The organism is Ensifer sp. ENS03, assembly GCF_014852035.1.
GTDB lineage: Bacteria > Pseudomonadota > Alphaproteobacteria > Rhizobiales > Rhizobiaceae > Ensifer > Ensifer adhaerens.
Genome location: NZ_JACVAV010000001.1, coordinates 544,744 through 565,446, shown reverse-complemented (window position 1 = coordinate 565,446; position 20,703 = coordinate 544,744). Strand labels below are relative to the sequence as shown.

Here is a 20,703-nt window from a genome sequence, read left to right as displayed (position 1 = left end):
TGTGCAGCGCAATATGCGCGAACTTGATCGTTTTTGATTGACTTTAACGCTCAAGTCCTGTGATCTGATGCCAACCACATCTCTGCGCGGTCGCCAAGCCGCGCGATATCAGACCGGGAGGAAATTCGAGATGCTCGACAAGCAGCAGGGTGCGCGACTTGCAAACCTTTGGGACGAGGCAAAGGCTGCCGGCATGAGCGAATCCGAGCGCCTGCTCTATCGCTCCAACCTGCTCGGCTCCGACAAGCGCATCACCAACTACGGCGGCGGTAACACCTCGGCCAAGGTGATGGAGAAGGATCCGCTTGGGGGCGGCACGGTCGAGGTGCTCTGGGTCAAGGGTTCGGGCGGCGACGTCGGAACGATCAAGCTCGACGGTTTTGCCACTCTCTATATGGACAAGCTCAACGCGCTGAAGTCGATTTATCGCGGTGTCGCGTTCGAAGACGAGATGGTCGGCTACCTGCCGCACTGCACTTTCAACCTCAATCCACGCGCCGCCTCGATCGACACGCCGCTGCATGCCTACGTGCCGAAGAAGCATGTCGACCACATGCATCCCGACGCAATCATCGCGATTGCCGCGGCCAAGAACAGCCGCGAGCTGACGGCAAAGATCTTCGGCGACGACATCGGCTGGCTGCCGTGGAAGCGCCCGGGCTACGAGCTCGGCCTGTGGCTGGAAAAGTTCTGCCTGGAAAACCCGCGCGCACGCGGTGTGGTGCTTGAAAGCCATGGCCTCTTCACCTGGGGCGACACGGCGAAAGAAGCCTACGAGACGACGGTCGAGATCATCAACAAGGCGATCGCCTGGTTCGAGGCCGAGAACACCAAGCCTGCTTTTGGCGGCGCGGCGAAGCCGGCGCTCGACGCGGCCGCCCGCGCCGACGTCGCCCGCAAGCTGATGCCGGTCATCCGCGGGCTGATCAGCGCCGACGAGAAGAAGGTCGGCCATTTCGACGACAGCCAGGCCGTGCTCGATTTCGTCACGTCGAAGGATCTGAAGCCGCTGGCCGCTCTTGGCACCAGCTGCCCCGACCATTTCCTGCGCACCAAGATCCGGCCGCTGGTGGTCGATTTCGATCCGGCCAGTCCCGATGTCGACAAGACGCTGGCAGCGCTGCCCGAAGCGATCGCCGCCTATCGCGCCGACTATGCGGCCTACTACGAGCGCTGCAAGCACGAAGACAGCCCCGCCATGCGCGACCCGAACGCGGTCGTCTATCTCGTGCCCGGCGTCGGTATGATCACCTTTGCCAAGGACAAGGCGACCGCCCGCATCTCCGGCGAGTTCTACGTCAACGCCATCAACGTCATGCGCGGCGCCTCCGGCGTTTCCACCTATGTCGGCCTGCCGGAACAGGAAGCCTTCGACATCGAATACTGGCTGCTGGAGGAAGCAAAGCTGCAGCGCATGCCGAAGCCGAAGAGCCTCGCCGGCCGCATCGCGCTCGTTACCGGCGGCGCCGGCGGTATCGGCAAGGCGACGGCCAACCGGCTGATGCAGGAAGGCGCCTGCGTCGTGCTCGCCGATATCGATGAGACCGCGCTTGCGGCGGCCGAAGGCGAACTGTCCAAGCGCTACGGCAAGGATTTCGTCCGCTCCGTCAGCATGAACGTCACCAGCGAAGCTGCGGTCGAGGGCGGTTTTGCCGACGCTCTGCTCGCCTTCGGCGGCCTCGATATCCTGGTCTCCAATGCCGGCCTCGCCTCGTCAGCCGCCATCGAAGACACGACGCTGGCGCTCTGGACCAAGAACATCGACATCCTGACGACCGGCTACTTCCTCGTCTCGCGTGAAGCCTTCCGCATCTTCCGCCAGCAGAAGGCCGGCGGCAACGTCGTCTTCGTCGCCTCCAAGAACGGTCTTGCCGCCTCCCCCGGCGCATCTGCCTATTGCACCGCCAAGGCGGCCGAAATCCACCTCGCCCGCTGCCTGGCGCTCGAAGGGGCTGGCGCGCAGATCCGCGTCAACGTCGTGAACCCCGACGCGGTGTTGCGCGGCTCGAAGATCTGGACTGGCGAGTGGAAGGAACAGCGCGCCGCCGCCTACAAGATGGATGTGGACGACCTCGAGGCGCATTATCGCGAGCGCTCGATGCTGAAGCTCAGCGTCTTCCCCGAGGATATCGCCGAGGCGATCTATTTCCTCGCCTCCGACATGTCGGCGAAATCGACCGGCAACATCATCAATGTCGACGCGGGCAACGCCCAGTCCTTCACCCGCTGATCGAGGAGAGTTTCATGACGACCACCATGATCAGCCAGGCGACCGTCGAGGCCGAGAACGAAAGCCGGCTCACTGCACTTCGCCGGGATTATGAGAGCCTCGGCGAAAGGCTCAGCCGGCGCGGCATCGCGATCGACGAGATCAAACGGAAGGTCGCCGCCTACGGTGTTGCCGTCCCTTCCTGGGGTGTCGGCACCGGCGGCACGCGCTTTGCCCGCTTCCCCGGCAAGGGCGAACCGCGCAACATCTTCGACAAGCTCGAGGATTGCGCGGTCATCCAGCAGCTGACCCGGGCGACGCCGACCGTCTCGCTGCATATCCCGTGGGACAAGGTGAGCGACATTTCCGAACTAAAGGAGAAGGGCACGTCGCTCGGCCTCGGTTTCGATGCGATGAACTCCAACACCTTCTCCGACGCGCCGGGCCAGGAACATTCCTACAAGTTCGGCTCGCTGTCGCATGCCGACGCCGCCACGCGCGCCCAAGCGGTGGAGCACAATCTCGAATGCATCGAGATCGGCCGGCAGCTTGGGTCCAAGGCGCTGACGGTCTGGGTCGGCGACGGCTCTAACTTCCCCGGCCAGAGCAACTTCACCCGCGCTTTCGAGCGTTATCTCGACGCGATGAAATCGGTCTACGCGGCGCTGCCGGATGACTGGCGCGTCTACACCGAACACAAGATGTTCGAGCCGGCCTTCTATTCGACCGTCGTCCAGGACTGGGGCAGCAACTACCTGATCGCCCAGGAGCTCGGCCCCAAGGCCTTCTGCCTTGTCGACCTTGGCCACCATGCGCCGAACGTCAACATCGAGATGATCGTCGCCCGCCTCATCCAGTTCGGCAAGCTCGGCGGCTTCCACTTCAACGATTCGAAGTATGGTGACGACGATCTCGACACCGGTTCGATCGATCCCTACCGGCTGTTCCTCGTCTTCAACGAACTCGTCGATGCGGAGACCCGCAAGGCCAAGGGGTTCGAGCCGGCGCACATGCTCGACCAGAGCCACAACGTCACCGACCCGATCGAAAGCCTGATGACGAGCGCCACCGAGGTCTGCCGCGCCTATGCCCAGGCGCTGATTGTCGACCGCCAGGCGCTCGCGGGCTACCAGGACGACAGCGACGCGCTGATGGCGAGCGAGACGCTGAAGGTAGCCTTCCGCACCGACGTCGAGCCTATTCTAGCGATGGCGCGGCTCGAAAGCGGCGGTGCAATCGCACCTGTCGCGGCCTATCGCAGGAGCGGTTACCGCGCGAAAGTCGCGGCTGAGCGCCCGGCCGTTGCCGGCGGCGGGGGCGGTATCGTCTGACCCTGAAACGAGCGGCGCCGGGCTGCCATTTGAGGCCCGGCGCCGCATCCCACGCTCGACAGCTCAAAAAATCGCTGCGCGATGAAATTGCCCCCTATCTGATTTCAATTCCTGATCTATCTTTCCCTTGGAGATTCAACGGAAAGGGACCCGTTCATGGGCATTGAAAGCATTCTCGTCTTCCTGATCGTCGGCGCGGTCGCCGGCTGGCTCGCCGGCCTCATTGTCAAGGGCGGCGGTTTCGGCCTCATCGGCAATATGGTCGTCGGCATCATCGGCGCCTTCATCGCCGGCTTCCTCTTTCCGGCGATCGGCATCAGCCTCGGCACCGGCATCCTTTCAGCGATCCTGCACGCGACGATCGGTGCCGTCATCCTTCTGGTGCTGATCCGCATCGTCAAACAGGCCTGACCCATCGTCGGCGGCAGTACCCTTCGCGCCCGGGATATCCCCGGCCGTTCCATCTGGACGCGCGAAGGGGGCTGTAGCACTGTGATCTGCTGGACGGGACATCGCACATAGCCAGACGGAGGCGAGCATGAACGCACTTTACACCGACAAGATCGAAACGGCGCTCAAGTCGTTCATTGCGGATCACCCGGGAATGCAGACACGGGATCAGGCGATCATCGCGATCCTCGAAAACTGGTTCACCAATCACGGCTACCTGCCACCGCAGCAGGAAGGTCTGCGCCCGGAAGACCTTGACGCTTCCAACGACGATTGAGAGATTTGCGCGCCCGGCACGAAGGACCCTAGCGCTCCTTGCGCCGCGGCGGCCGCCCTTGCCTTTTCAATAACGTGAACTGTTCGCCATGAGCCTGACCTCCGTCAAAGACTTCTTCTCCCAGCACGCCCCAGATATCGACGTCATTGAGCTACAACAAAGCACCGCCACGGTTGCTCTTGCGGCCGAGGGCCACGGCGTCGAGCCGGCCCAGATCGCCAAGACGCTGGCGCTTCGCGTCGGCGACGACGTGATCCTGATCGTCACGCGTGGCGACGCCCGCCTCGACAACAAGAAGTACAAGGCTCGCTTCGGCACAAAGGCCCGCATGCTTGGTTTCGACGAGGTGGAAGCCGAGACCGGCCACCCGGTCGGCGGCGTCTGCCCCTTCGGTCTCGCCAAGCCGCACAGCATCTATTGCGACCTGTCGCTCAAGGCCTACGACATCGTCGTGCCGGCCGCCGGTGCCACCAATGCGGCTGTGCACATCAGCCCGACCCGCATCGCCGAGCTGACCGGCGCCGAGTGGATCGACGTATCGGAAGCGTAGTTTGCCGTTGCGGATACGGGGCATGCCTTGGAATGGCCACAAAGCTTAACTGAAACCGCAAGCGCGCGCCCGGCAGTGATTTGCCGGGTTGGTCCTTTCCGTTCCCAGGAGTCCGTCAAGCATGAAGCTACTCGCGTACCCGCTCGTCTTCGCCGCCACATTCTCCCCGGCGCTGGCGATGGATCAGTCCCTGGTACGTCAGTTCGAGAAGCTCGACCCCCAGACCCGCCTGGAGCAGCGCTGCGACACCGAAGCGATGGAGCGCATCAACGCCGACAAGTCGAGCTTCAAACCGGACAAGGTGATTGCCTATACTTTCGCCGAACCGGTCGTGAAGGAAGACAAGATGAAGGCGCCGGGCGCCGTGTTCCGCAGCAAGGGCGAATGGTACAAGCTGAAGTTCAAGTGCCGCACCGACGCCGAGCACCTGGATGTCCTGTCCTTCGAATACAAGATCGGTGAGCTTGTGCCGCACGAGAGCTGGGACGAATTCTACCTTTATCCCTGACAGGCGTCGAAGGACGCGGTGGCCTTGAGGGCAAAGAGCCCTAGAGGATGGCCACGAGAAAGAGCAGGGAGCCGAACGAGAGCGCGGCCATGATGCTCATCAGCATTTTCATCATGTGCTCTGCCATATTGTACACCCTTACCTCGGCTCCATCGGAACGAACGCGACGGCGTATCCCGTCCGGCAGCTCCGGTCCGTCGCACAAGGGGCGGCGTGAGCCTGATCCGAGAGTGCGCCAGCATGGTTAACAAAGCGTTAACCGCGTTTGATCGGCGCCGAGAGGGGGCCGACATCGCCTATCCAAGACAAGGCTCACACAAGATCGAAGCGGAATAAGGAATGTGCAGGGGGCGTTCCCTGCATGCGCGGGACACCTGCGCCGTGCGGGCAGCGCCAGGGCTGGCGATGCGGGCAACGGCAACGTCCGAAGAGACTGGAAACCGCGCGAGAAAAGCACCATGGAGAGACGCGTGAGCCAGGTTAAGCTGAGCATTTGCATTCCAACCTACAATCGCGCAGCCTTTCTCGAGAAGTCGCTCGCCTACTTCGTCGACCTTTATCAATTCTCCTATAAGTACGAGATCATCATCTCCGACAACGCGTCTACGGACGACACGCGCGACGTGGCCGAGCGTTTCATCGCCAAGGGCCTGCCGATCCGCTACCTCAGGCAGGCGGAGAACTACGGTTCCGGCGCCAACGTCGTCAGCGCCTTCAGCCGCGCGACCGGCGAATATGTGCTCTATCTCGCCGACGACGACATCCTGATCAATGAAGGCATGCGCGAGGCGATCCGCTACCTGGATCTCAATCCGGAAGTCACCGCTTGCTACGCGCCCTGGTACACGCATGACGAAGTCGAGGAGCGCGACGATCCGCCGTTCTACATCGTCGACAAGGACACGAAGTTCAAGAAGCGCGCTTCCGAGGAAGTGTTCGACTTCCTCTGCGAGCGACACGTGTTTCCGGAAATCGGCATCTACCGGGCGTCGGCGCTACGGTCGGCCTGGGTGCCCAGGAACTTCGCCTACTGGGCCTTCGCCTATCTCGCCCATTTTCTGGAGCAGGGCGCCGTCGCCTTCCTGAGAAAGCCGTTCTACCGACAGGTCACCCGTTCGAAGATTGCCCGCGACCGGCCGCAAGCCGGCCATGCCGACGTGCTCACCGCCTGGGACAGCTACCGCGGCGGCCTTGAATATTTTCTCTATTCCGGTGCCAAGCGCGGCGCCGTGCGGCTAACACCGGAGCGCCGGGCCTATCTCGATGCGCAGGTGAGGGATTTCACCATGCTGCGCATGACGGTCGCCCTGCGCATGTGGCTCGCGAAGAAGGACTACATCCGCGCCTATGAGCTTTATACTCGCCTGATGCTCGGCGGCTTCGAACACCATCCCGAACTGCAGCGATCAAAGGGCGTTCTGCCGCTCATGGTCGCCCTGCAGACGGTGATGTGGCACACGAACGCGGTCGCCGAGATCGATCGTCTGGTGCTGCACGGCGTCGAAGACCATGGTGCGATCGAAGAGCTGTTGCGTGACCTTGGCCTGCGCTCCCATATCGCCGTCGTTCCCGGTACAACGGAGCTCACGCCGGACGAAATTGCCCGCACCGCCGTCTTCGTCACGGCCGACAGCGATCGCAAGCACTATCTTCGCAAGGGGCACCTGCCGAACCTAGTGGTCAGCGAAAGCGACATCCTCAACCACGTTCTGCTTTAAAACATAAAGGGCGCCGCTGGCGCCCTCGTTTGTTTCGCAGGTTATGCCGGGTAGCGCGACGGGCAAAAAGGCCGCTTGGCCACGCACGCCCCACGGATACCGCATTACTTGCGCATGATACCCTTGTAATAGGCGCCGTTGCGCGGCGGTGGGCGGTTCACGACCTTGGCCTCAGGGTTGTACTTCTCGCTCTTGTGGCCTTCGTTGATGGGCGTTGTCGATACGCCCTTGTAGTAGCTTCCGCCGGCAAATGCCGGAGCAACGCCGCCCACGGCGACCGTCGCAGTCACCAAAGCTGCCAGAGAGAGTGTCGCAAGTTTACGCATGTCTAATCCTCGTTGACCCGGCCACGCCCCCGTTTTTTCCGGATGTCGCGGCCTAAATTGTGCGGCGACGAACTGCGCCGCTCAGGTCCTCCCGGGCGCCAGAATAGGCAGAAGCTGCGACACGCCTGTAACGCAGGTGACAGCCGAGGAGCCTCGGCTGAGTTATGTTCCGGGGTCAGTCGAGGCAGGTCCGCAGAGCGGACGCTGTTCTCCCCTCTTAATCGCGCCCTCCAAATCCACCTCTGCGGCTTGTCTCAGCGGAAGAGCTGCAGGATGTTCTGAGCGTCGGAGTTGGCGATCTGCAAAGCCTGGATGCCGAGTTGCTCCTGCGACTGCAAGGCCTTCAGCCGCGTCGATGTCTCGTTCATGTCGGCATCCACCAGGCGCCCGACCCCCTTGTCGATCGTCGCCATCAGCGTTTGAGCGAAGGTCGTTTGCATGTCGATGCGCGACAGCAGCGAACCGAGCGCCGCTGCACCATCGATGGTCCGCTGCAGGACGACTTCGATGTAGTGGAGATAGGAATCGACCGATTGCGGGTTGGCCGCGATATCGACGTCAAGGAAGTTTCTGCGGGCGATCGGTTCGATGTTCACGTCAATGTTGGTGAAGCCGATAAAGGTTCCGGCACCGGATTTCCGATCGACGGCCGGATCGGACTTTATCAGGATGCCGCCTGAGCCGTTGTTCTGAATGATGGTGTTCGGCCGGGTGATGAGCGACTGAAGCACCGTCACCATCTCGTCGACCGTTTCGATCTTGCCGGTATCCTTGCCCAGCAGCGCGTTCACCTGATTGCGGTCGAAGGAATGGGTGCTGGGAGCTTCGCCGTTCACCGAAAAATTGAAGGATACGACGACGTCCTTGTAGACCTCGAACTGCTCGAACGTCAGCGTCATCTCCGATCCGCGCTCGCCGAAATCCGAGTTTTCAACGAGACCAGCTCCGCCGCCGCTCGACGTGCTGACGACCAGATTGGCGACCTCGACATAGGACCCGTCGAGGCCGGAATTCTGCTGTGTCATGAAGCCGATTTGATTGATAATGGGGGCGTAGGGCTCATAGGGGTGCCTATATGTCTTGACCGTGGCGCCGGCCCCCGCCTGTTTGACCGCGTGGTCGAGCACTGCTGCATATTGCGTGTAGTTCGATATCACGCCGTTGGCAGCGGCGCCGAGCACCGTATCGACGGTGGTGCGATCGACGGTGACCGAGGTCGTCTTTCCGGCGTGTAGCGGCAGCGAGAGACCTTGAGAGCTGCTGTCCTTGTCGACGATGACGTCAAACGTGATCTTGTCGCCCGCGTTCGAAAAACTGAGCGGCCCCGTGAAATGGAACACGAATTCGCCAGCCTGGCCCGCCCGGTTGTTGTAGTTGCTGTTGGTGGTGTAGCCGTCGACATCGACCGAGGTCACGAAGCGGATCCCGCCGACGGTCCTCAGATCCCGCGTGTCGGCCTGCAGGATGCCGCCGCCGGTGCTGTTGAACAGCGAGGAGTCCCGCAGGAAAAAGTCGGCCGTGTTCAGCGACACGCCGTTTCGGGCGTCTCTCGAAAACGAGGAGGCGACGGACGTGCGATTCAGATCGCTGTCATAGATGTCGGAGACATTGGTTCTCAGCCAGTTCTGTCCGCTGAAGCTCGCCGAATCCACGATGCTCAGGATCTGCTGCTTGAGCTGGTCGAGCTCCTTCTGGAGCTTGCCTTTGTCGACGCCGGGCTCCCTCGCCGTCACCAGCCTGGCCTTGAACTCGCTGAGAATACCGGTAACGGCATCCATCGCCGCATAGGCCGTCTCGACCTTGGCCGCTCCCAGCCCGAGCGCGTCCTGGACCGCAGACACGGCCTTGGCATCGGAGCGCATGGTTGTCGAGATCGACCAATAGGCGGCGTTGTCGGCCGCCGTCTGAATTCTCAGGCCCGAGTTCAGTTGCCCGCGGACCTGAGCCATGTCGGAGTTAATCGTACGCAGAGTCTGGAGCGCAGAAATCGCTCCAGCGTTCGTGAGAATGCTGACCATATTAGTGACATCTTAAAATTGAAAAATGCCCTTCATGGGCCGCTGTGATTGTGGCGATACAACCAAATACGTGGTTAACACCGACTTAAGAAACCTCGCCTCGGGGCGCAAATATTGCGTCAGCCCTTCCGATGGTTGGCAATAATTGCGCCCTTGCTCCTCGCCCTGCAGGCGGGGTCAGGCACGCTCGGCCGCCAGCGGCACCGGTTGGGTTACGGGGAACAGGGCTTTCAGGGCGTCGAAGTGCTTTTCCACCAGATGCCAGGAAATCGTCGCGACGATGACCGTGATGGTGCTCATGATGAGGAACGTCATCGGCCCCGCCCTGTAGAGCGCCGGCCACTGTTCCGCGACCAGCCACCAGAGCGCCATGTGGTACACATAGGTCGCGTAACTGACGCGGCTGAGGAAGCGCGTGACGGGGTTTGCCAGGAGATAGGCCGACACGCCCTTGTATCCGATGTAGGAACTCAGAACGATCGAGGCCAGCGCGTAGATGCAAAGCAACTTATAGGTTTCCGAATGGCCGAACTTGAAACCGACGAAGAGAGGTGACGCGATGATCGCGACAGACGCGAGGTTGTTGAGCTTGCTCGTCAGAACCGCCCGCACATCGGCATTGTCCTTGACCAGCGCCAGGATCGCCCCTGCCGCCACCGGGTCAAAGGCAAGAACGATGTTTGACCAGGCGAGAAGACCGAGCTCGTCGCTATAGGTTCGGGCGATCACCGACATCGTGAAGATGAGGACATAGGCCACGAAAATATGCCGCCGGCTCAGGAAGATGATGATCAGCGGAGCGGTAAGGTAGAACTGCTCGACGATGTTGAGGCTCCAGAGATGCGCGGCAACCCAGGGCTCCCAGTCCTGGGTGATGGCGAAATACAGGCTCGACATCTGAAACGTGTGCCACGCCAGGCTGTTGCGTATGCCATCCATGTTGAACAGTGCCGCCACGAACAGCATCAGGAACAGCGCCGGGAGCAGGCGAAGCGAGCGGCGAATGTAGAAATTGGTGACGTTGATCGTTGCCTGGGTGTCTTTTGCCGACAGCAGGATCACCCCGATCAAGAAGCCGCTGATGATGAAGAAGAGTGAAACTCGAACAGATTCAAGTGTGGGATGCTCGTTCCAGTAATGAACGTACAATACCCCCGTCATGGCGATCACGCGAAGCCCGTCAATTTGCTCCCGCCTGTCGCCGCGCGCTCCCGTCGCAGCCATTCCTTTGTCCCCGCAGGATCTATTACTTAAATTATTTCTACTTAAGAATATCCTTGGAGATTACGCCGCTTCCGCGCACTTGTGAAGAGGAGCGATGTTCTTGACCGATCGGCGACGATACCTCGCCCGCCAGCCCAACAGAAAGGCCACGGGCGCGGCGTGCCCGTGGCCTTTCCAACGTTTAGAAGCAAACCTTAGGCTTCCTTGAAGACCTCGTCGCGGTTTCGCCGCATCGACGGCGAGATGGCGATCACAAGCGCCATGACGGCGATCGCCAGCAGAATTGCCGACAGCGGCGATTGCAGGAAGGTCAGCGGGCTGCCGCCGGAGATGATCAGCGACTGGCGCAGCTTCTCCTCGAGCAAGCGGCCTAGCACGAAGCCGAGCGCCAGCGGCGCAGGCTCGAATTCGAGCTTGTAGAGGGCGTAGCCGATGATCCCGAACAGGGCGGCCATCATTACCTGGGCCGCATCGTTGGCGATCGAGTAGAGGCCGATGCAGCAGAAGCAGACGATGGCCGGAAACAGGAGGCGATAGGGCACGCGCAGCAGCTTCACCCACAGACCGATCAGCGGCAGGTTGATGATGACCAGCATGAGGTTGCCGATCCACATCGAGGCGATGAGCCCCCAGAACAGTTCCGGATTGCGCTCGATCACCTGTGGCCCGGGCACGATGCCCTGGATCATCATCGCGCCCACCATCAGCGCCATCACCGCATTCGGCGGCAGGCCGAGGGTGAGAAGCGGGATGAACGAGGTCTGCGCGCCGGCATTGTTGGCGCTTTCCGGGCCGGCGACGGCCGCCGGTGCGCCATGGCCGAAGTCCTGCGGCCGCTTCGAGATGCGCTTTTCGACCGCATAGCTGGCAAAGGGGCCAAGGATCGCGCCGTTGCCCGGCAGGACGCCGAGCACCGAGCCCAGGAAGGTGCCGCGGAGGATCGCCGGGAAGTTCTCCTTGAGTTCCTTCGGCGTCGGCCACAGGCGGCCGATGCGGCTGCGCACGACATCGCGGGCTTCCGGGTCGGCGAGGTTCTTGAAGATTTCGCCGAAGCCGAAGATGCCCATGGCCAGCACGACGAATTCGATGCCGTCCTGGAGCATTTCAACGCCGAAGGTCATGCGCTCGCGACCCGTTTCCATATCGGCGCCGACACAGGAGAGCAGCACGCCGACGAGGATCATCGACACCGCCTTCAGAAGCGAGCCGTGCGCCAGCACGACGGCAAAGACGAGGCCCATGATCATCAGCGAAAAATACTCGGTCGGGCCGAAGAGAAGGCCCATGCGTGTCATCGGAACGCCGAGAGCGGCAATCACGATGGTGGCAACCGTGCCGGCAAAGAACGAACCGATCGCCGCCAGGCCGAGCGCAAGCCCCGCCTGGCCCTTCTGTGCCATCTTGTGGCCGTCGATGGCGGTGACGACCGCGGTCGCCTCACCGGGAATGTTGACGAGGATGGCCGTGGTCGAGCCGCCGTACTGGGCGCCGTAATAGATGCCGGCGAGCATGATCAGCGAGCCGGTCGGATCGAGCGAGAGGGTGACCGGCAGCAGGATTGCGATGGTGGCGACCGGGCCGACGCCGGGCAACACGCCCACCAGCGTGCCGATGAGACAGCCGATGAAGCAGAGCGCGATGTTCTGCAGGGTGAACGCCACGGTCATGCCGAGGCCGAGATTGATAAAGACGTCCAGCATCTCAGTATCCTAGAAGCCAGGGCGCAACGGGAACCGAAAGCCCGAGCGCATAGCGAAAGAGGCCGATGCAGAAGGCTGTTAGCACGGCGGCAAAGACAAGAAGTTCGCCAAGGCGCGCATCGCGCGCGGCCAGGCCGGAAGCGACGACCGCCAGCGGACAGGCGATCGAGAGGCCGAGACCGGGAATGGTAACCGGACCGAGATGATAGCCACGCACCGTAACGGCAAAGAGAACGACGCCGAGGATGACGGGGATCGTCTCGCGGATCGCCCAGCGGCCGGTCGAAGGCCCCGGATCCTTTCGGCTCAGCACCAGTTGCAGGAGCCCGAGCCCCAGGATGACGAGGGAAAGCAGCCGCGGCATCAGCCCCGAGCCGACGCCTTCCGAGGTGATGAAGGGCAGATCGGAGCCGGCCCACAGGCCAAGCCCGCCGAGGCCGACCAGCACGATGCCGGCAAGCCTCTCCCGGCCGAGCCCTCCCGCAGAGGGCTCGGTTTCAGTGTTCGGGGACGTGGCTTCCATCTTACTCGACCTTGATGTCGGCCGCTTTCACCACGTCGCCCCAGCGCGCGCGCTCCTTGGCCATGAAATCGGCAAAGGCCTGGGGGCCCATGGAGGACGGCACGGCGCCGTCGTTCTTCAGCTTGTCGAGCACGTCGGCATCGCTGAGCGTCTCGGTCGTCGCCGCCTCGAGCTTCGACTTTACGTCCGCCGGCATGCCCTTCGGACCGACGAGGCCATACCAGGCCGAGGCCGTGTAGCCCGGAACGCCGGCTTCAATGGCGGTCGGCACATCCGGCAGGCTCGCAAAGCGCTTGTCGCCGGTGACGGCAAGCGCCTTCAGCGTGCCGCTCTCGATCAGCCCGATCGCCGAGGGAATGGTGGTGACCATGAAGTCGATGTGGCCGCCGACGAGGTCGTTCACCGCCGGGCCTGCGCCCTTGTAAGGAACGTGCCTGACCTTGATGCCGGCGGTCTGGCCGAGCAGCAGCGCGCCGAGATGGCTGGCCGAGGCGTTGCCGGCCGAACCATAGACCAGTTCGCCGGACTTGGCCGCCTCGACCAGTTCGCCGAGCGTGTTGACCTTGAGCGATGGTCCGACAACGACGACGAGGGACGCATCCGCGATCATCGCGATCGGATCGAGGTCCGTGCCCGGATCGGCCTTCAGCTTGAAGATATGCGGGTTAACGACCATCGGGCCCTGATTGCCGATCAGCAGGGTGTAGCCGTCGGGATCAGCCGCAGCGGCAACTTCGGTCCCAAGGTTGGCGGCGGCACCCGGGCGGTTTTCGACGATGACGCGACCGCCGAGCGCCTTTTCAAGCCGCGCGGCAAAGACGCGGGCGATGGCATCTGTGCCGCCGCCGGCGGCATAGGAAACCACCAGCGTGATCGGCTTGGACGGATAGGCATCCTGCGCCATCACAGGGGCTGCGACCGACATGGTCATGGCGGCCCCGCACAGGGCCAAGGCGACGCGACGGGTAAATTTCATGGGCATTTTGTTCTCCTCCCAGTTCGTTAATGCATTCGCGACACGTTGCTCTGCAAGACCCTAAGCGTCTTTGCGAACAAGAGCCGCACCTTCAAACAGCCGACGCGTGGTGCGCATCACAGACACAGTCGGGCTATTGTCTCCTATGGCCTTCTCGACCCTTACCCGCAGTTCACCGGTCGGGTGCTCGAAGGCGAGCGTCGCCGGCAGCGAAAGCTCCAGAAAACGCCGACCCACCAGGCCGGTCGGGATCGTTGCCGCCAAACCGAGGCTTACGGCACCGGTCGTTGCAAGCGCGGTGTGGCAATTGGCGGGCGTGAAATAGCGTACGGCCAGATCGCCGCCGTTCGCGGGCGCCCCGATCAGCACCGGCTTCGGCAGAACCGACTGGCTGACATCCCCCATCCCCATCAGCCTTCCGGCCTCCCGCCGGATTTCCTCGAGCCGGGCCATGAAATCCGTATCGGCGTCGAAAGCTGCAGCGGGCTCCGAGCCGCTGTAGCCCATATCCTCCGCGGTGATGATCACCACCGGCGTTGCGCCGTCCAGCAGCGTCACTTCAAGACCGAGAATGACATCGGTCGCCTTGCCGCTCGGCAGCAGTCGGCCGGTCTTGGCGCCGATCGCATCGCGAAAGGCCAGATAGACAGGGGCGGCCTTGCCCGGCACGCCGTCGATGGCGGCCTCTCCCTGATAGGCGATCGCGCCGCCGGGGGTCTGAATGCGGGCGTCGATGATCTTGCCGGTGTTGACGTTGTGAACCTTGATGACCGTTTCGTCGCCGGTCGGCAGAACCAGGCCGGCCTCGATGGCGAAAGGGCCGACGGCCGAGAGCATGTTGCCGCAGTTCGGCGCCGTATCGACGCTGCGCTCCAGCACCTTCACCTGGGCGAAGAGATAATCGACATCAGCTTCCGGACGGCTCGACGGACCGACGATCGCGACCTTGCTCGTCAGCGAGTTGCCGCCGCCGAGACCGTCGATCTGCAGCGGGTGGCCGGAGCCCATGATTTCGATCAGCAGGCGGTCGCGCTCGACGGGATCAGCCGGAAGATCGCGAGACAGAAAAAACGGTCCCTTCGACGTTCCGCCGCGCATCATCACGCAGGGTATCCTGATCAAGTCATCCATTCCGCATGCTCCTTCGAACCGGCCGCAACCGGCTGATCGGAGGGATCTCACGGATCAAATCTGTTGTGAAATGCAAAGAATGGCGTAATTATTCCGATATGCGCAATAATTTCGAATTCCTCGACCTCAAGGCTTTTCTCGCCGTACTCGACCTCGGCTCGTTCAACGAAGCTGCCCGCCAGCTCAATCTTTCACAACCTGCGCTTTCACGGCGGATCAAGGGCTTTGAAGCCTCCGTCGGCGCGCAGTTGATCGAACGCACGACCCGGCACGTGGCGCCGACGCAGGTCGGGCGGGAGCTTCTGCCACTGGTCAGGCGTCTGGTCGACGAATTCGAGGAATCGATCCTCTCGATCAGCGACCTCGGTGGGCGACACCGCGCCCAGGTCACCATCGCCTCGGTCCCGACCGCGGCCTTCTATTTTCTTCCCAGGGTTGTGCAATCCTTCAACGAGAAATTCCCGGGAATCCGCTTCCGAATCCTCGATCTCTCGGCCAATGAGGGGCTTGATGCGGTCGCCAACGGCGAGGTCGAATTCGGCATCAACATCACTGGGGCGGCGCGCCCTGATCTCAGCTTCACGCCGCTCGTCGACGACCCGTTCGTGCTCGCCTGCCGCCGCGATCATCCGCTGGCGACCTCGAAGCAACTGACCTGGGCGGATCTGACCGGCCACCCGCTCATCGGCGTCAGTAAGACCAGCGGCAACCGTGCCGTGCTCGACCGGGCGCTGACAACGGCCCAGGTGCAGCTCAACTGGTTCTACGAGGTCAACCACCTCTCGACCTCGCTCGGCCTCGTCGAGGCGGGCCTCGGCATCTCCGTGATGCCGCGGCTGGCCACACCCCAGGTCGAACACCCTGTTATCGCCACCGTGCCGCTGACCGCCCCCACCGTCAGCCGCACCATCGGCCTTGTCGAACGCCGCGGCGGCAGGCTATCACCGGCCGCCATCCGCTTTCGCGAGATGTTGGTGCAGGAGTGGACGACGTATTGAAGGAGCGCAGCCGCACAGCGGACGCAAGGAAACGACACGGCAGCGCTTGAAGGAACCAAGATCTTCGAGAAGAAAGAATGGTGCCCGGAGGCGGATTTGAACCACCGACACGCGGATTTTCAATCCGCTGCTCTACCAACTGAGCTATCCGGGCATCCTGCCGTTTCGGGCATCGGCTCCTTTCGGAACCATCGGGGCGCTTGTGTTTGCCCCGGGAACGAGCGGGGTTATAGCATCTTGTTCGGCGGTGTCCAGCGCCAAATGAAAGTTTTTTGACCGAAATCCTGTGGACAATCGAAACGCCGAAAAAGCGAGGAGTTTCAGAGAGATCGCATCCTCTCCCTGGTCCATTTTTCGTGGAAAGTGGCCGTTGGAAGCCGAAAAAGATGATCGCCCGCACCCGGTGACGCGCGAGGATCTTCGAGGCGTCGTTCGCGGCAAAGAGGATGTGGGGAAGGAAAAGCCGGACCGGCGGGTCCGGCCGCAGCGGTACGCCTAGCGGTCGTCGCCGTCGTCGGCCTTCGCCTCGTCGTCGGCGACCGGAATAGCGTAGGAGCCGGAGAGCCAGCGATTGAGGTCGACGTTGCGGCAGCGGTCGGAGCAGAAGGGATAGTGTTCCCGATGCGACGGCCGGCCACATTCCGGACACGGGCGCGGTGCACGCAGGGGCGCAACGTTCGAAGCGCTTTTCTTCGTTTCGTCGGTCACTCGTTCAGCCTTCCAGCCAACGATTGTGCACGTCATAGCCTTCGCCGACAAGCAGGCTGACGGTTTCGTAAAGCGGCAGGCCAACGACGTTGCTGTAGGAGCCGACGAGCTTGACCACGAAGCTGCCGGCGATGCCCTGGATGCCGTAGCCGCCCGCCTTGCCGCGCCATTGGCCCGAGGCGAGATAGCTCTCGATATCGAAACCGGACAGGCGCTTGAAGCGCACCTTGGTGTCGACGACCTTCTGGCGCACGGTCTTGTCCGGGGTGATCAGGCAGACGCCGGTGTAGACGCGATGACTGCGGCCGGAAAGAAGATGCAGCGCGCTCGAGGCTTCGCTGACGAGTTCCGGTTTCGGCAGGATGCGGCGGCCAACGCAAACGACCGTATCGGCTGCCAGAATGTAGCTTCCGTCCCAGCCGGCCTCGCCCTTGACTGCAGCAAGCGCCGCTCGCGCCTTTTCGGCCGACAGGCGCCTTGCGAGCGAACGCGGATGTTCGGCACGCTTCGGCGTCTCATCGAGATCCATCGGCATCAGGCGCGCGGGCTCGATGCCGGCTTGCGCCAGAAGCTCGACGCGACGCGGCGAACCGGACGCAAGTATCAGTTTCTTGGCCACTGTCATCGGAACGAGCCGTCACTCCAAAGCAATTCCAGCAAAATGCGATAGGCGGTTTACGTCTGGAATTGCAATCCAACCAAAAGGTTAGAGCGTTTTCGCGATTCGAAGTAGAAGCGGAAATGCTCCAGGAATTGCTAAGAGCCGGAGCGGCTTACTTGAAGCGGTAGGTGATACGGCCCTTGGTAAGGTCGTACGGGGTCATTTCAACGAGAACCTTGTCGCCGGCAAGCACGCGAATGCGGTTCTTGCGCATACGACCGGCAGTGTGAGCGATGATCTCATGCTCGTTTTCGAGCTTCACGCGGAAGGTCGCATTCGGAAGCAATTCGGTGACCACGCCCGGAAATTCAAGGACTTCTTCTTTCGCCATGTAGGACTGTTCTTTCTATCTTTGTTTAGGGAACCGTCAGGTATCCCGAAAAATTCGCCGGAAACTACACAATCGACGAGGATTTGTGAACCATCTAAGACCGGCTTTTGCGCTTTTGTGACGGGCTACTGTGCCGCGCGTCGGATCAGAAGCGCGAAGCCGCTATAGCACTTCGTACCGCTCCATGTCTCTAGTCTTAAATCGATCGAGATTTACGCCGGCATGGAAGCGACGGAGACTGCAGACCGCGCGGGGATTTTTCGCAACACTCTCAAGCGTCTTCCGACTTCCTGGAGCTGATCAACCGATGATTGATCAGCGTCGACAGGTGATCGCGCACGGCGCGGTAGGCATCGACGATCTGCTCGCGCGTGCCGGCAGCCACCGTCGGATCCGGCGTCGGCCAGTAGACCACGTCGACGGCCATGGAGCGCGTCAATTCGAGCGCCTTGTGATGCGCCTCCGGCGCCAGCGTGACGATAAGGTCGAAATAGTCATCCTCGAGTTCATCGAGCGTATGCGGCTGGTGGCGACCGAGGCTCAGGCCCACTTCGGCCATGACCACGTCGACGAAGGGGTCGCGTTCGCCATGCCGCACGCCGGCGGAGGCGACATAGGTTCCGGCCGGCAGCGCCGCCTTGGCGAGCGCTTCGGCCATCGGCGAGCGAATAGCGTTCATGCCGCACATGAAGAGGACCGAGCGGGGCATTTTCAAGCGCTGAGCCTCGGTTCCCGCCATGCCGGTCGTCGCCCTCACCCGCGCCAGTAGAGCACGCAGACGAGCGTGAACAGGCGGCGGGCGGTATCGAAGTCCAGCCGGATCTTGCCGGAGAGGCGATCCATCAGCGTCTGCGAACCCTCGTTGTGAATGCCGCGGCGCCCCATGTCGATCGCCTCGATCTGGCTCGGCGTCGCCGAGCGGATCGCTTCGTAGTAACTTTCGCAGATCATGAAGTAGTCCTTCACGATCCGGCGGAACGGCGTCAGCGACAGAATATGGGTGGCGACGTCGCTGCCCTTGTCGGTCGAGATCGCAAAGACGAGCTTGGCGTCGACGAGCGAGAGATTGAGCTTATAGGGGCCGCCTGGATGGCCGACCGGCTCGAACAGGTTTTCTTCGAGCAGGTCGAAGATCGCAACCGCGCGCTCATGCTCCACGTCAGGGGTCGAGCGGCCGATGGTATCGTCCAGAACGACATCGCAGAGACGCTGGTTGCGATCCGCCTTCATCCAGCGTCCCCGAGATTGAGGCGAATGGCGACGGAGCGCGCATGGGCCTCAAGGCCTTCGGATTTTGCCAGCACGATGGCCGCCGGCCCGAGGATCCGCAATTGTTCGGCATCAAGCCGCAGGATCGACGTGCGCTTCATGTAATCCAGCACGCCAAGGCCGGAGGAGAAGCGCGCGGAGCGGGCGGTCGGCAGCACGTGGTTGGAGCCGCCGACATAGTCGCCGATGACCTCGGGCGTGTGGCGACCGACGAAGATCGCGCCGGCATTGCGGATCTTGGCCACCATCGGCTCAGGGTCGGCAAGCGCCAGCTCCAAGTGTTCGGCAGCGATGCGGTTCGCGAGCGGCACGGCCTTCTCAAGATCGGGCACGAGGATGACGGCACCGAAATCGCGCCAGCTTGCCGACGCCGTTTCGGCGCGTGGCAGCGTTTTCAGCTGCCGCTCGACCGCGCTCTCGACCGCCTGGCCGAAATCCGCATCGTCGGTGATCAGGATCGACTGGGCGCCGACATCGTGCTCGGCCTGGGCCAGGAGATCGGCTGCGATCCAGTCCGGATCGTTGTGCTTGTCGGCAATAACAAGCACTTCGGAGGGGCCGGCGATCATGTCGATGCCGACCGTGCCGAAGACCTGGCGCTTGGCCGCAGCCACATAGGCATTGCCCGGGCCGACGATCTTGGCAACCGGTGCAATCGTCTCGGTGCCATAGGCAAGGGCGGCCACAGCCTGCGCGCCGCCGATGCGGTAGATTTCCTCGACGCCGGCAAGGCGTGCAGCAGCCAGCACCGCCGGGTTGACCTTGCCGCCGGTTGCCGGCACTACCATGACGATGCGGGACACGCCGGCAACCTTTGCCGGCAGCGCGTTCATCAGCACCGAGCTCGGATAGCTCGCGGTGCCGCCGGGCACATAGAGGCCGACGGCATCGACCGCCGTCCAGCGCGAGCCGAGGCCGACGCCCATGGCGTCCTGGTAGATATCGTCCTTCGGGCGCTGGCGGGCATGGTGCGCCTCGATGCGGGTGGCGGCGACCTTTAGCGCGCCGAGAACTTCCGGCTCGACCGCCTGGATCGCCGCATCGATCTCGGCGGCGCTGACCGCCATCGGCGTCGTCTGGAAATCGACGCCATCAAAACGCTTGGAGTATTCGGCGAGCGCCGCGTCACCGTGTGCCCGCACGTCGTCGATGATCGCCTTGACCACCGCATTGACGTCCTCGGACACCTCTCGCTTGGTCGTCAGGAATGCCGCGAACTTTTGTTCGAAGTCACCGTCGAGAAAATTGAGCCTGATTGCCAAAGGGGACGTCCTCGTATGCCAGTGTCGGTCGGGTCGATCAGCGTCAAGCGCCTTCGGGATGCTTGGGCTTGAAAGCGGTTTCCCACGCCCCGCCGGTATCCGCAAGCTGCGTTTCGATGCATTCGACGTCAAGCGCGATCGAGGCGTCGCCAGCCAGAACCAACTGCAGCGTGCCTTCCGGCCCCTCGCCCTGCAGCGCGAACTTCAGCGTCAGCAGATCGAGCACCGCCTCGCCGTCACGCCGGTCGAAGCCGACGGAGCGCACCGCATTCACACGCTTGAAGAGGAGAGCCGCACGCCGGCGCTCAAAGGAGCGGCGCTTGCCATCGGCCGTCTCCCAGACGAAGCGGTTGACGATGAGAGAAAACTGCTTGCGACGCGCGTCGTATTCCAGGCCCGAAACCTTGAACACGGCATCCTGGACGTGGGCGGAGACGACAGCGAGATCCTCCTCGTCGAGCGCCAGCAGCTTCAATCCGGTCATGCCATCCATTCCTTTCGTTTCGCCGCACATCTTGCCGTGCCACAATTGA

At 62.4% G+C, this 20,703-nt stretch carries 22 protein-coding genes and 1 tRNA gene; 8 read left to right on the top strand and 15 right to left on the bottom strand.

Features of this window, described 5'->3' with window-relative positions:
- Positions 1–130: 130 nt before the first annotated feature.
- From IB263_RS02780 to IB263_RS02750, 7 genes are all read left to right on the top strand, one after another.
- Positions 131–2,230: a bifunctional rhamnulose-1-phosphate aldolase/short-chain dehydrogenase gene (locus IB263_RS02780; RefSeq protein WP_034796967.1), complete on the top strand. Its 2,100-nt coding sequence runs from the start codon at positions 131–133 to the stop codon at positions 2,228–2,230.
- A 14-nt stretch (positions 2,231–2,244) separates the two neighbouring features.
- Positions 2,245–3,540 carry an L-rhamnose catabolism isomerase gene (rhaI, locus tag IB263_RS02775; RefSeq protein ID WP_192437553.1) on the top strand — a complete coding sequence of 432 codons (1,296 nt, stop codon included), beginning with the start codon at positions 2,245–2,247 and terminating at the stop codon, positions 3,538–3,540.
- A 156-nt stretch (positions 3,541–3,696) separates the two neighbouring features.
- Positions 3,697–3,951 (top strand): GlsB/YeaQ/YmgE family stress response membrane protein, encoded by a 255-nt coding sequence (locus tag IB263_RS02770; protein ID WP_034796969.1) that lies wholly within the window; start codon positions 3,697–3,699, stop codon positions 3,949–3,951.
- A gap of 127 nt (positions 3,952–4,078) precedes the next feature.
- Positions 4,079–4,267 carry a hypothetical protein gene (locus tag IB263_RS02765; protein ID WP_034796970.1) on the top strand — a complete coding sequence of 63 codons (189 nt, stop codon included), beginning with the start codon at positions 4,079–4,081 and terminating at the stop codon, positions 4,265–4,267.
- A gap of 88 nt (positions 4,268–4,355) precedes the next feature.
- Complete coding sequence (locus tag IB263_RS02760; RefSeq protein WP_034796972.1) at positions 4,356–4,817, top strand: YbaK/EbsC family protein; 462 nt, start codon at positions 4,356–4,358, stop codon at positions 4,815–4,817.
- Positions 4,818–4,938: 121 nt separating this feature from the next.
- On the top strand, positions 4,939–5,325 hold the full coding sequence (locus IB263_RS02755) for a DUF930 domain-containing protein (protein WP_043613096.1): 387 nt from the start codon (positions 4,939–4,941) through the stop codon (positions 5,323–5,325).
- Between the two features lie 470 nt (positions 5,326–5,795).
- Entirely contained in the window at positions 5,796–7,043 is a 1,248-nt protein-coding gene (locus IB263_RS02750; protein WP_089043372.1) for a glycosyltransferase family 2 protein, read from the top strand.
- Between the two features lie 104 nt (positions 7,044–7,147).
- Here IB263_RS02750 and IB263_RS02745 read toward each other — a convergent pair whose 3' ends face one another.
- The 7 genes from IB263_RS02745 to IB263_RS02715 all read right to left on the bottom strand — a co-directional run bounded on the left by IB263_RS02745 (position 7,148) and on the right by IB263_RS02715 (position 14,941).
- Positions 7,148–7,369 (bottom strand): hypothetical protein, encoded by a 222-nt coding sequence (locus tag IB263_RS02745; protein ID WP_034796981.1) that lies wholly within the window; start codon positions 7,367–7,369, stop codon positions 7,148–7,150.
- 254 nt (positions 7,370–7,623) lie between these two features.
- Positions 7,624–9,387: a flagellin gene (locus tag IB263_RS02740; RefSeq protein ID WP_192437551.1), complete on the bottom strand. Its 1,764-nt coding sequence runs from the start codon at positions 9,385–9,387 to the stop codon at positions 7,624–7,626.
- A gap of 177 nt (positions 9,388–9,564) precedes the next feature.
- Positions 9,565–10,611: an acyltransferase gene (locus IB263_RS02735; protein ID WP_034796993.1), complete on the bottom strand. Its 1,047-nt coding sequence runs from the start codon at positions 10,609–10,611 to the stop codon at positions 9,565–9,567.
- Between the two features lie 194 nt (positions 10,612–10,805).
- Positions 10,806–12,311, bottom strand: a complete 1,506-nt coding sequence (locus IB263_RS02730) for a tripartite tricarboxylate transporter permease (protein WP_192437549.1) — start codon at positions 12,309–12,311, stop codon at positions 10,806–10,808.
- Position 12,312: 1 nt separating this feature from the next.
- Positions 12,313–12,834, bottom strand: a complete 522-nt coding sequence (locus IB263_RS02725) for a tripartite tricarboxylate transporter TctB family protein (protein WP_192437546.1) — start codon at positions 12,832–12,834, stop codon at positions 12,313–12,315.
- 1 nt (position 12,835) lies between these two features.
- Positions 12,836–13,816, bottom strand: a complete 981-nt coding sequence (locus IB263_RS02720; protein ID WP_226020659.1) for a tripartite tricarboxylate transporter substrate binding protein — start codon at positions 13,814–13,816, stop codon at positions 12,836–12,838.
- Positions 13,817–13,870: 54 nt separating this feature from the next.
- The gene (locus IB263_RS02715; protein ID WP_192437544.1) at positions 13,871–14,941 is read right to left on the bottom strand and encodes a 4-oxalomesaconate tautomerase; all 1,071 of its coding nucleotides are present in this window, start codon (positions 14,939–14,941) and stop codon (positions 13,871–13,873) included.
- A gap of 98 nt (positions 14,942–15,039) precedes the next feature.
- On the opposite strand from IB263_RS02715, the gene IB263_RS02710 reads away from it, so the two are divergent.
- Positions 15,040–15,939, top strand: a complete 900-nt coding sequence (locus IB263_RS02710; RefSeq protein ID WP_034796999.1) for a LysR family transcriptional regulator — start codon at positions 15,040–15,042, stop codon at positions 15,937–15,939.
- Between the two features lie 78 nt (positions 15,940–16,017).
- Here IB263_RS02710 and IB263_RS02705 read toward each other — a convergent pair.
- The 8 genes from IB263_RS02705 to IB263_RS02670 all read right to left on the bottom strand — a co-directional run bounded on the left by IB263_RS02705 (position 16,018) and on the right by IB263_RS02670 (position 20,654).
- Positions 16,018–16,093, bottom strand: a tRNA-Phe gene (locus IB263_RS02705).
- Between the two features lie 341 nt (positions 16,094–16,434).
- Complete coding sequence (gene yacG / locus IB263_RS02700) at positions 16,435–16,683, bottom strand: DNA gyrase inhibitor YacG (RefSeq protein WP_051659366.1); 249 nt, start codon at positions 16,681–16,683, stop codon at positions 16,435–16,437.
- Positions 16,652–17,272: a Maf-like protein gene (locus tag IB263_RS02695; RefSeq protein WP_034797002.1), complete on the bottom strand. Its 621-nt coding sequence runs from the start codon at positions 17,270–17,272 to the stop codon at positions 16,652–16,654. The genes yacG and IB263_RS02695 overlap by 32 nt, the downstream gene beginning before the upstream one ends.
- Before the next feature lie 148 nt (positions 17,273–17,420).
- Positions 17,421–17,639, bottom strand: coding sequence for a translation initiation factor IF-1 (infA, locus tag IB263_RS02690; protein ID WP_004435948.1), 219 nt, complete (start codon positions 17,637–17,639; stop codon positions 17,421–17,423).
- Positions 17,640–17,910: 271 nt separating this feature from the next.
- Complete coding sequence (locus IB263_RS02685; protein ID WP_192437542.1) at positions 17,911–18,378, bottom strand: low molecular weight phosphatase family protein; 468 nt, start codon at positions 18,376–18,378, stop codon at positions 17,911–17,913.
- Between the two features lie 14 nt (positions 18,379–18,392).
- Complete coding sequence (locus IB263_RS02680) at positions 18,393–18,869, bottom strand: UPF0262 family protein (RefSeq protein WP_192437540.1); 477 nt, start codon at positions 18,867–18,869, stop codon at positions 18,393–18,395.
- Positions 18,866–20,170, bottom strand: a complete 1,305-nt coding sequence (gene hisD / locus IB263_RS02675) for a histidinol dehydrogenase (protein WP_192437538.1) — start codon at positions 20,168–20,170, stop codon at positions 18,866–18,868. The genes IB263_RS02680 and hisD overlap by 4 nt, the downstream gene beginning before the upstream one ends.
- Before the next feature lie 43 nt (positions 20,171–20,213).
- The gene (locus tag IB263_RS02670) at positions 20,214–20,654 is read right to left on the bottom strand and encodes a DUF2948 family protein (protein WP_192437536.1); all 441 of its coding nucleotides are present in this window, start codon (positions 20,652–20,654) and stop codon (positions 20,214–20,216) included.
- Between the last annotated feature and the right edge of the window lie 49 nt (positions 20,655–20,703).

Excerpts from the sequence above, each read along its gene's own strand:
- IB263_RS02730 (WP_192437549.1), bottom strand. The coding sequence starts at position 12,311 with ATGCTGGACGTCTTTATCAATCTCGGCCTCGGCATGACCGTGGCGTTC.
- IB263_RS02685 (WP_192437542.1), bottom strand. The coding sequence starts at position 18,378 with ATGGCGGGAACCGAGGCTCAGCGCTTGAAAATGCCCCGCTCGGTCCTC.
- IB263_RS02755 (WP_043613096.1), top strand. The coding sequence starts at position 4,939 with ATGAAGCTACTCGCGTACCCGCTCGTCTTCGCCGCCACATTCTCCCCG.
- IB263_RS02670 (WP_192437536.1), bottom strand. The coding sequence starts at position 20,654 with ATGACCGGATTGAAGCTGCTGGCGCTCGACGAGGAGGATCTCGCTGTC.
- IB263_RS02740 (WP_192437551.1), bottom strand. The coding sequence starts at position 9,387 with ATGGTCAGCATTCTCACGAACGCTGGAGCGATTTCTGCGCTCCAGACT.
- IB263_RS02770 (WP_034796969.1), top strand. The coding sequence starts at position 3,697 with ATGGGCATTGAAAGCATTCTCGTCTTCCTGATCGTCGGCGCGGTCGCC.
- IB263_RS02780 (WP_034796967.1), top strand. The coding sequence starts at position 131 with ATGCTCGACAAGCAGCAGGGTGCGCGACTTGCAAACCTTTGGGACGAG.
- rhaI (WP_192437553.1), top strand. The coding sequence starts at position 2,245 with ATGACGACCACCATGATCAGCCAGGCGACCGTCGAGGCCGAGAACGAA.
- IB263_RS02725 (WP_192437546.1), bottom strand. The coding sequence starts at position 12,834 with ATGGAAGCCACGTCCCCGAACACTGAAACCGAGCCCTCTGCGGGAGGG.
- IB263_RS02760 (WP_034796972.1), top strand. The coding sequence starts at position 4,356 with ATGAGCCTGACCTCCGTCAAAGACTTCTTCTCCCAGCACGCCCCAGAT.
- IB263_RS02765 (WP_034796970.1), top strand. The coding sequence starts at position 4,079 with ATGAACGCACTTTACACCGACAAGATCGAAACGGCGCTCAAGTCGTTC.
- infA (WP_004435948.1), bottom strand. The coding sequence starts at position 17,639 with ATGGCGAAAGAAGAAGTCCTTGAATTTCCGGGCGTGGTCACCGAATTG.
- yacG (WP_051659366.1), bottom strand. The coding sequence starts at position 16,683 with ATGACGTGCACAATCGTTGGCTGGAAGGCTGAACGAGTGACCGACGAA.
- IB263_RS02745 (WP_034796981.1), bottom strand. The coding sequence starts at position 7,369 with ATGCGTAAACTTGCGACACTCTCTCTGGCAGCTTTGGTGACTGCGACG.
- IB263_RS02715 (WP_192437544.1), bottom strand. The coding sequence starts at position 14,941 with ATGGATGACTTGATCAGGATACCCTGCGTGATGATGCGCGGCGGAACG.
- IB263_RS02680 (WP_192437540.1), bottom strand. The coding sequence starts at position 18,869 with ATGAAGGCGGATCGCAACCAGCGTCTCTGCGATGTCGTTCTGGACGAT.
- IB263_RS02695 (WP_034797002.1), bottom strand. The coding sequence starts at position 17,272 with ATGACAGTGGCCAAGAAACTGATACTTGCGTCCGGTTCGCCGCGTCGC.
- IB263_RS02735 (WP_034796993.1), bottom strand. The coding sequence starts at position 10,611 with ATGGCTGCGACGGGAGCGCGCGGCGACAGGCGGGAGCAAATTGACGGG.
- IB263_RS02710 (WP_034796999.1), top strand. The coding sequence starts at position 15,040 with ATGCGCAATAATTTCGAATTCCTCGACCTCAAGGCTTTTCTCGCCGTA.
- IB263_RS02720 (WP_226020659.1), bottom strand. The coding sequence starts at position 13,816 with ATGCCCATGAAATTTACCCGTCGCGTCGCCTTGGCCCTGTGCGGGGCC.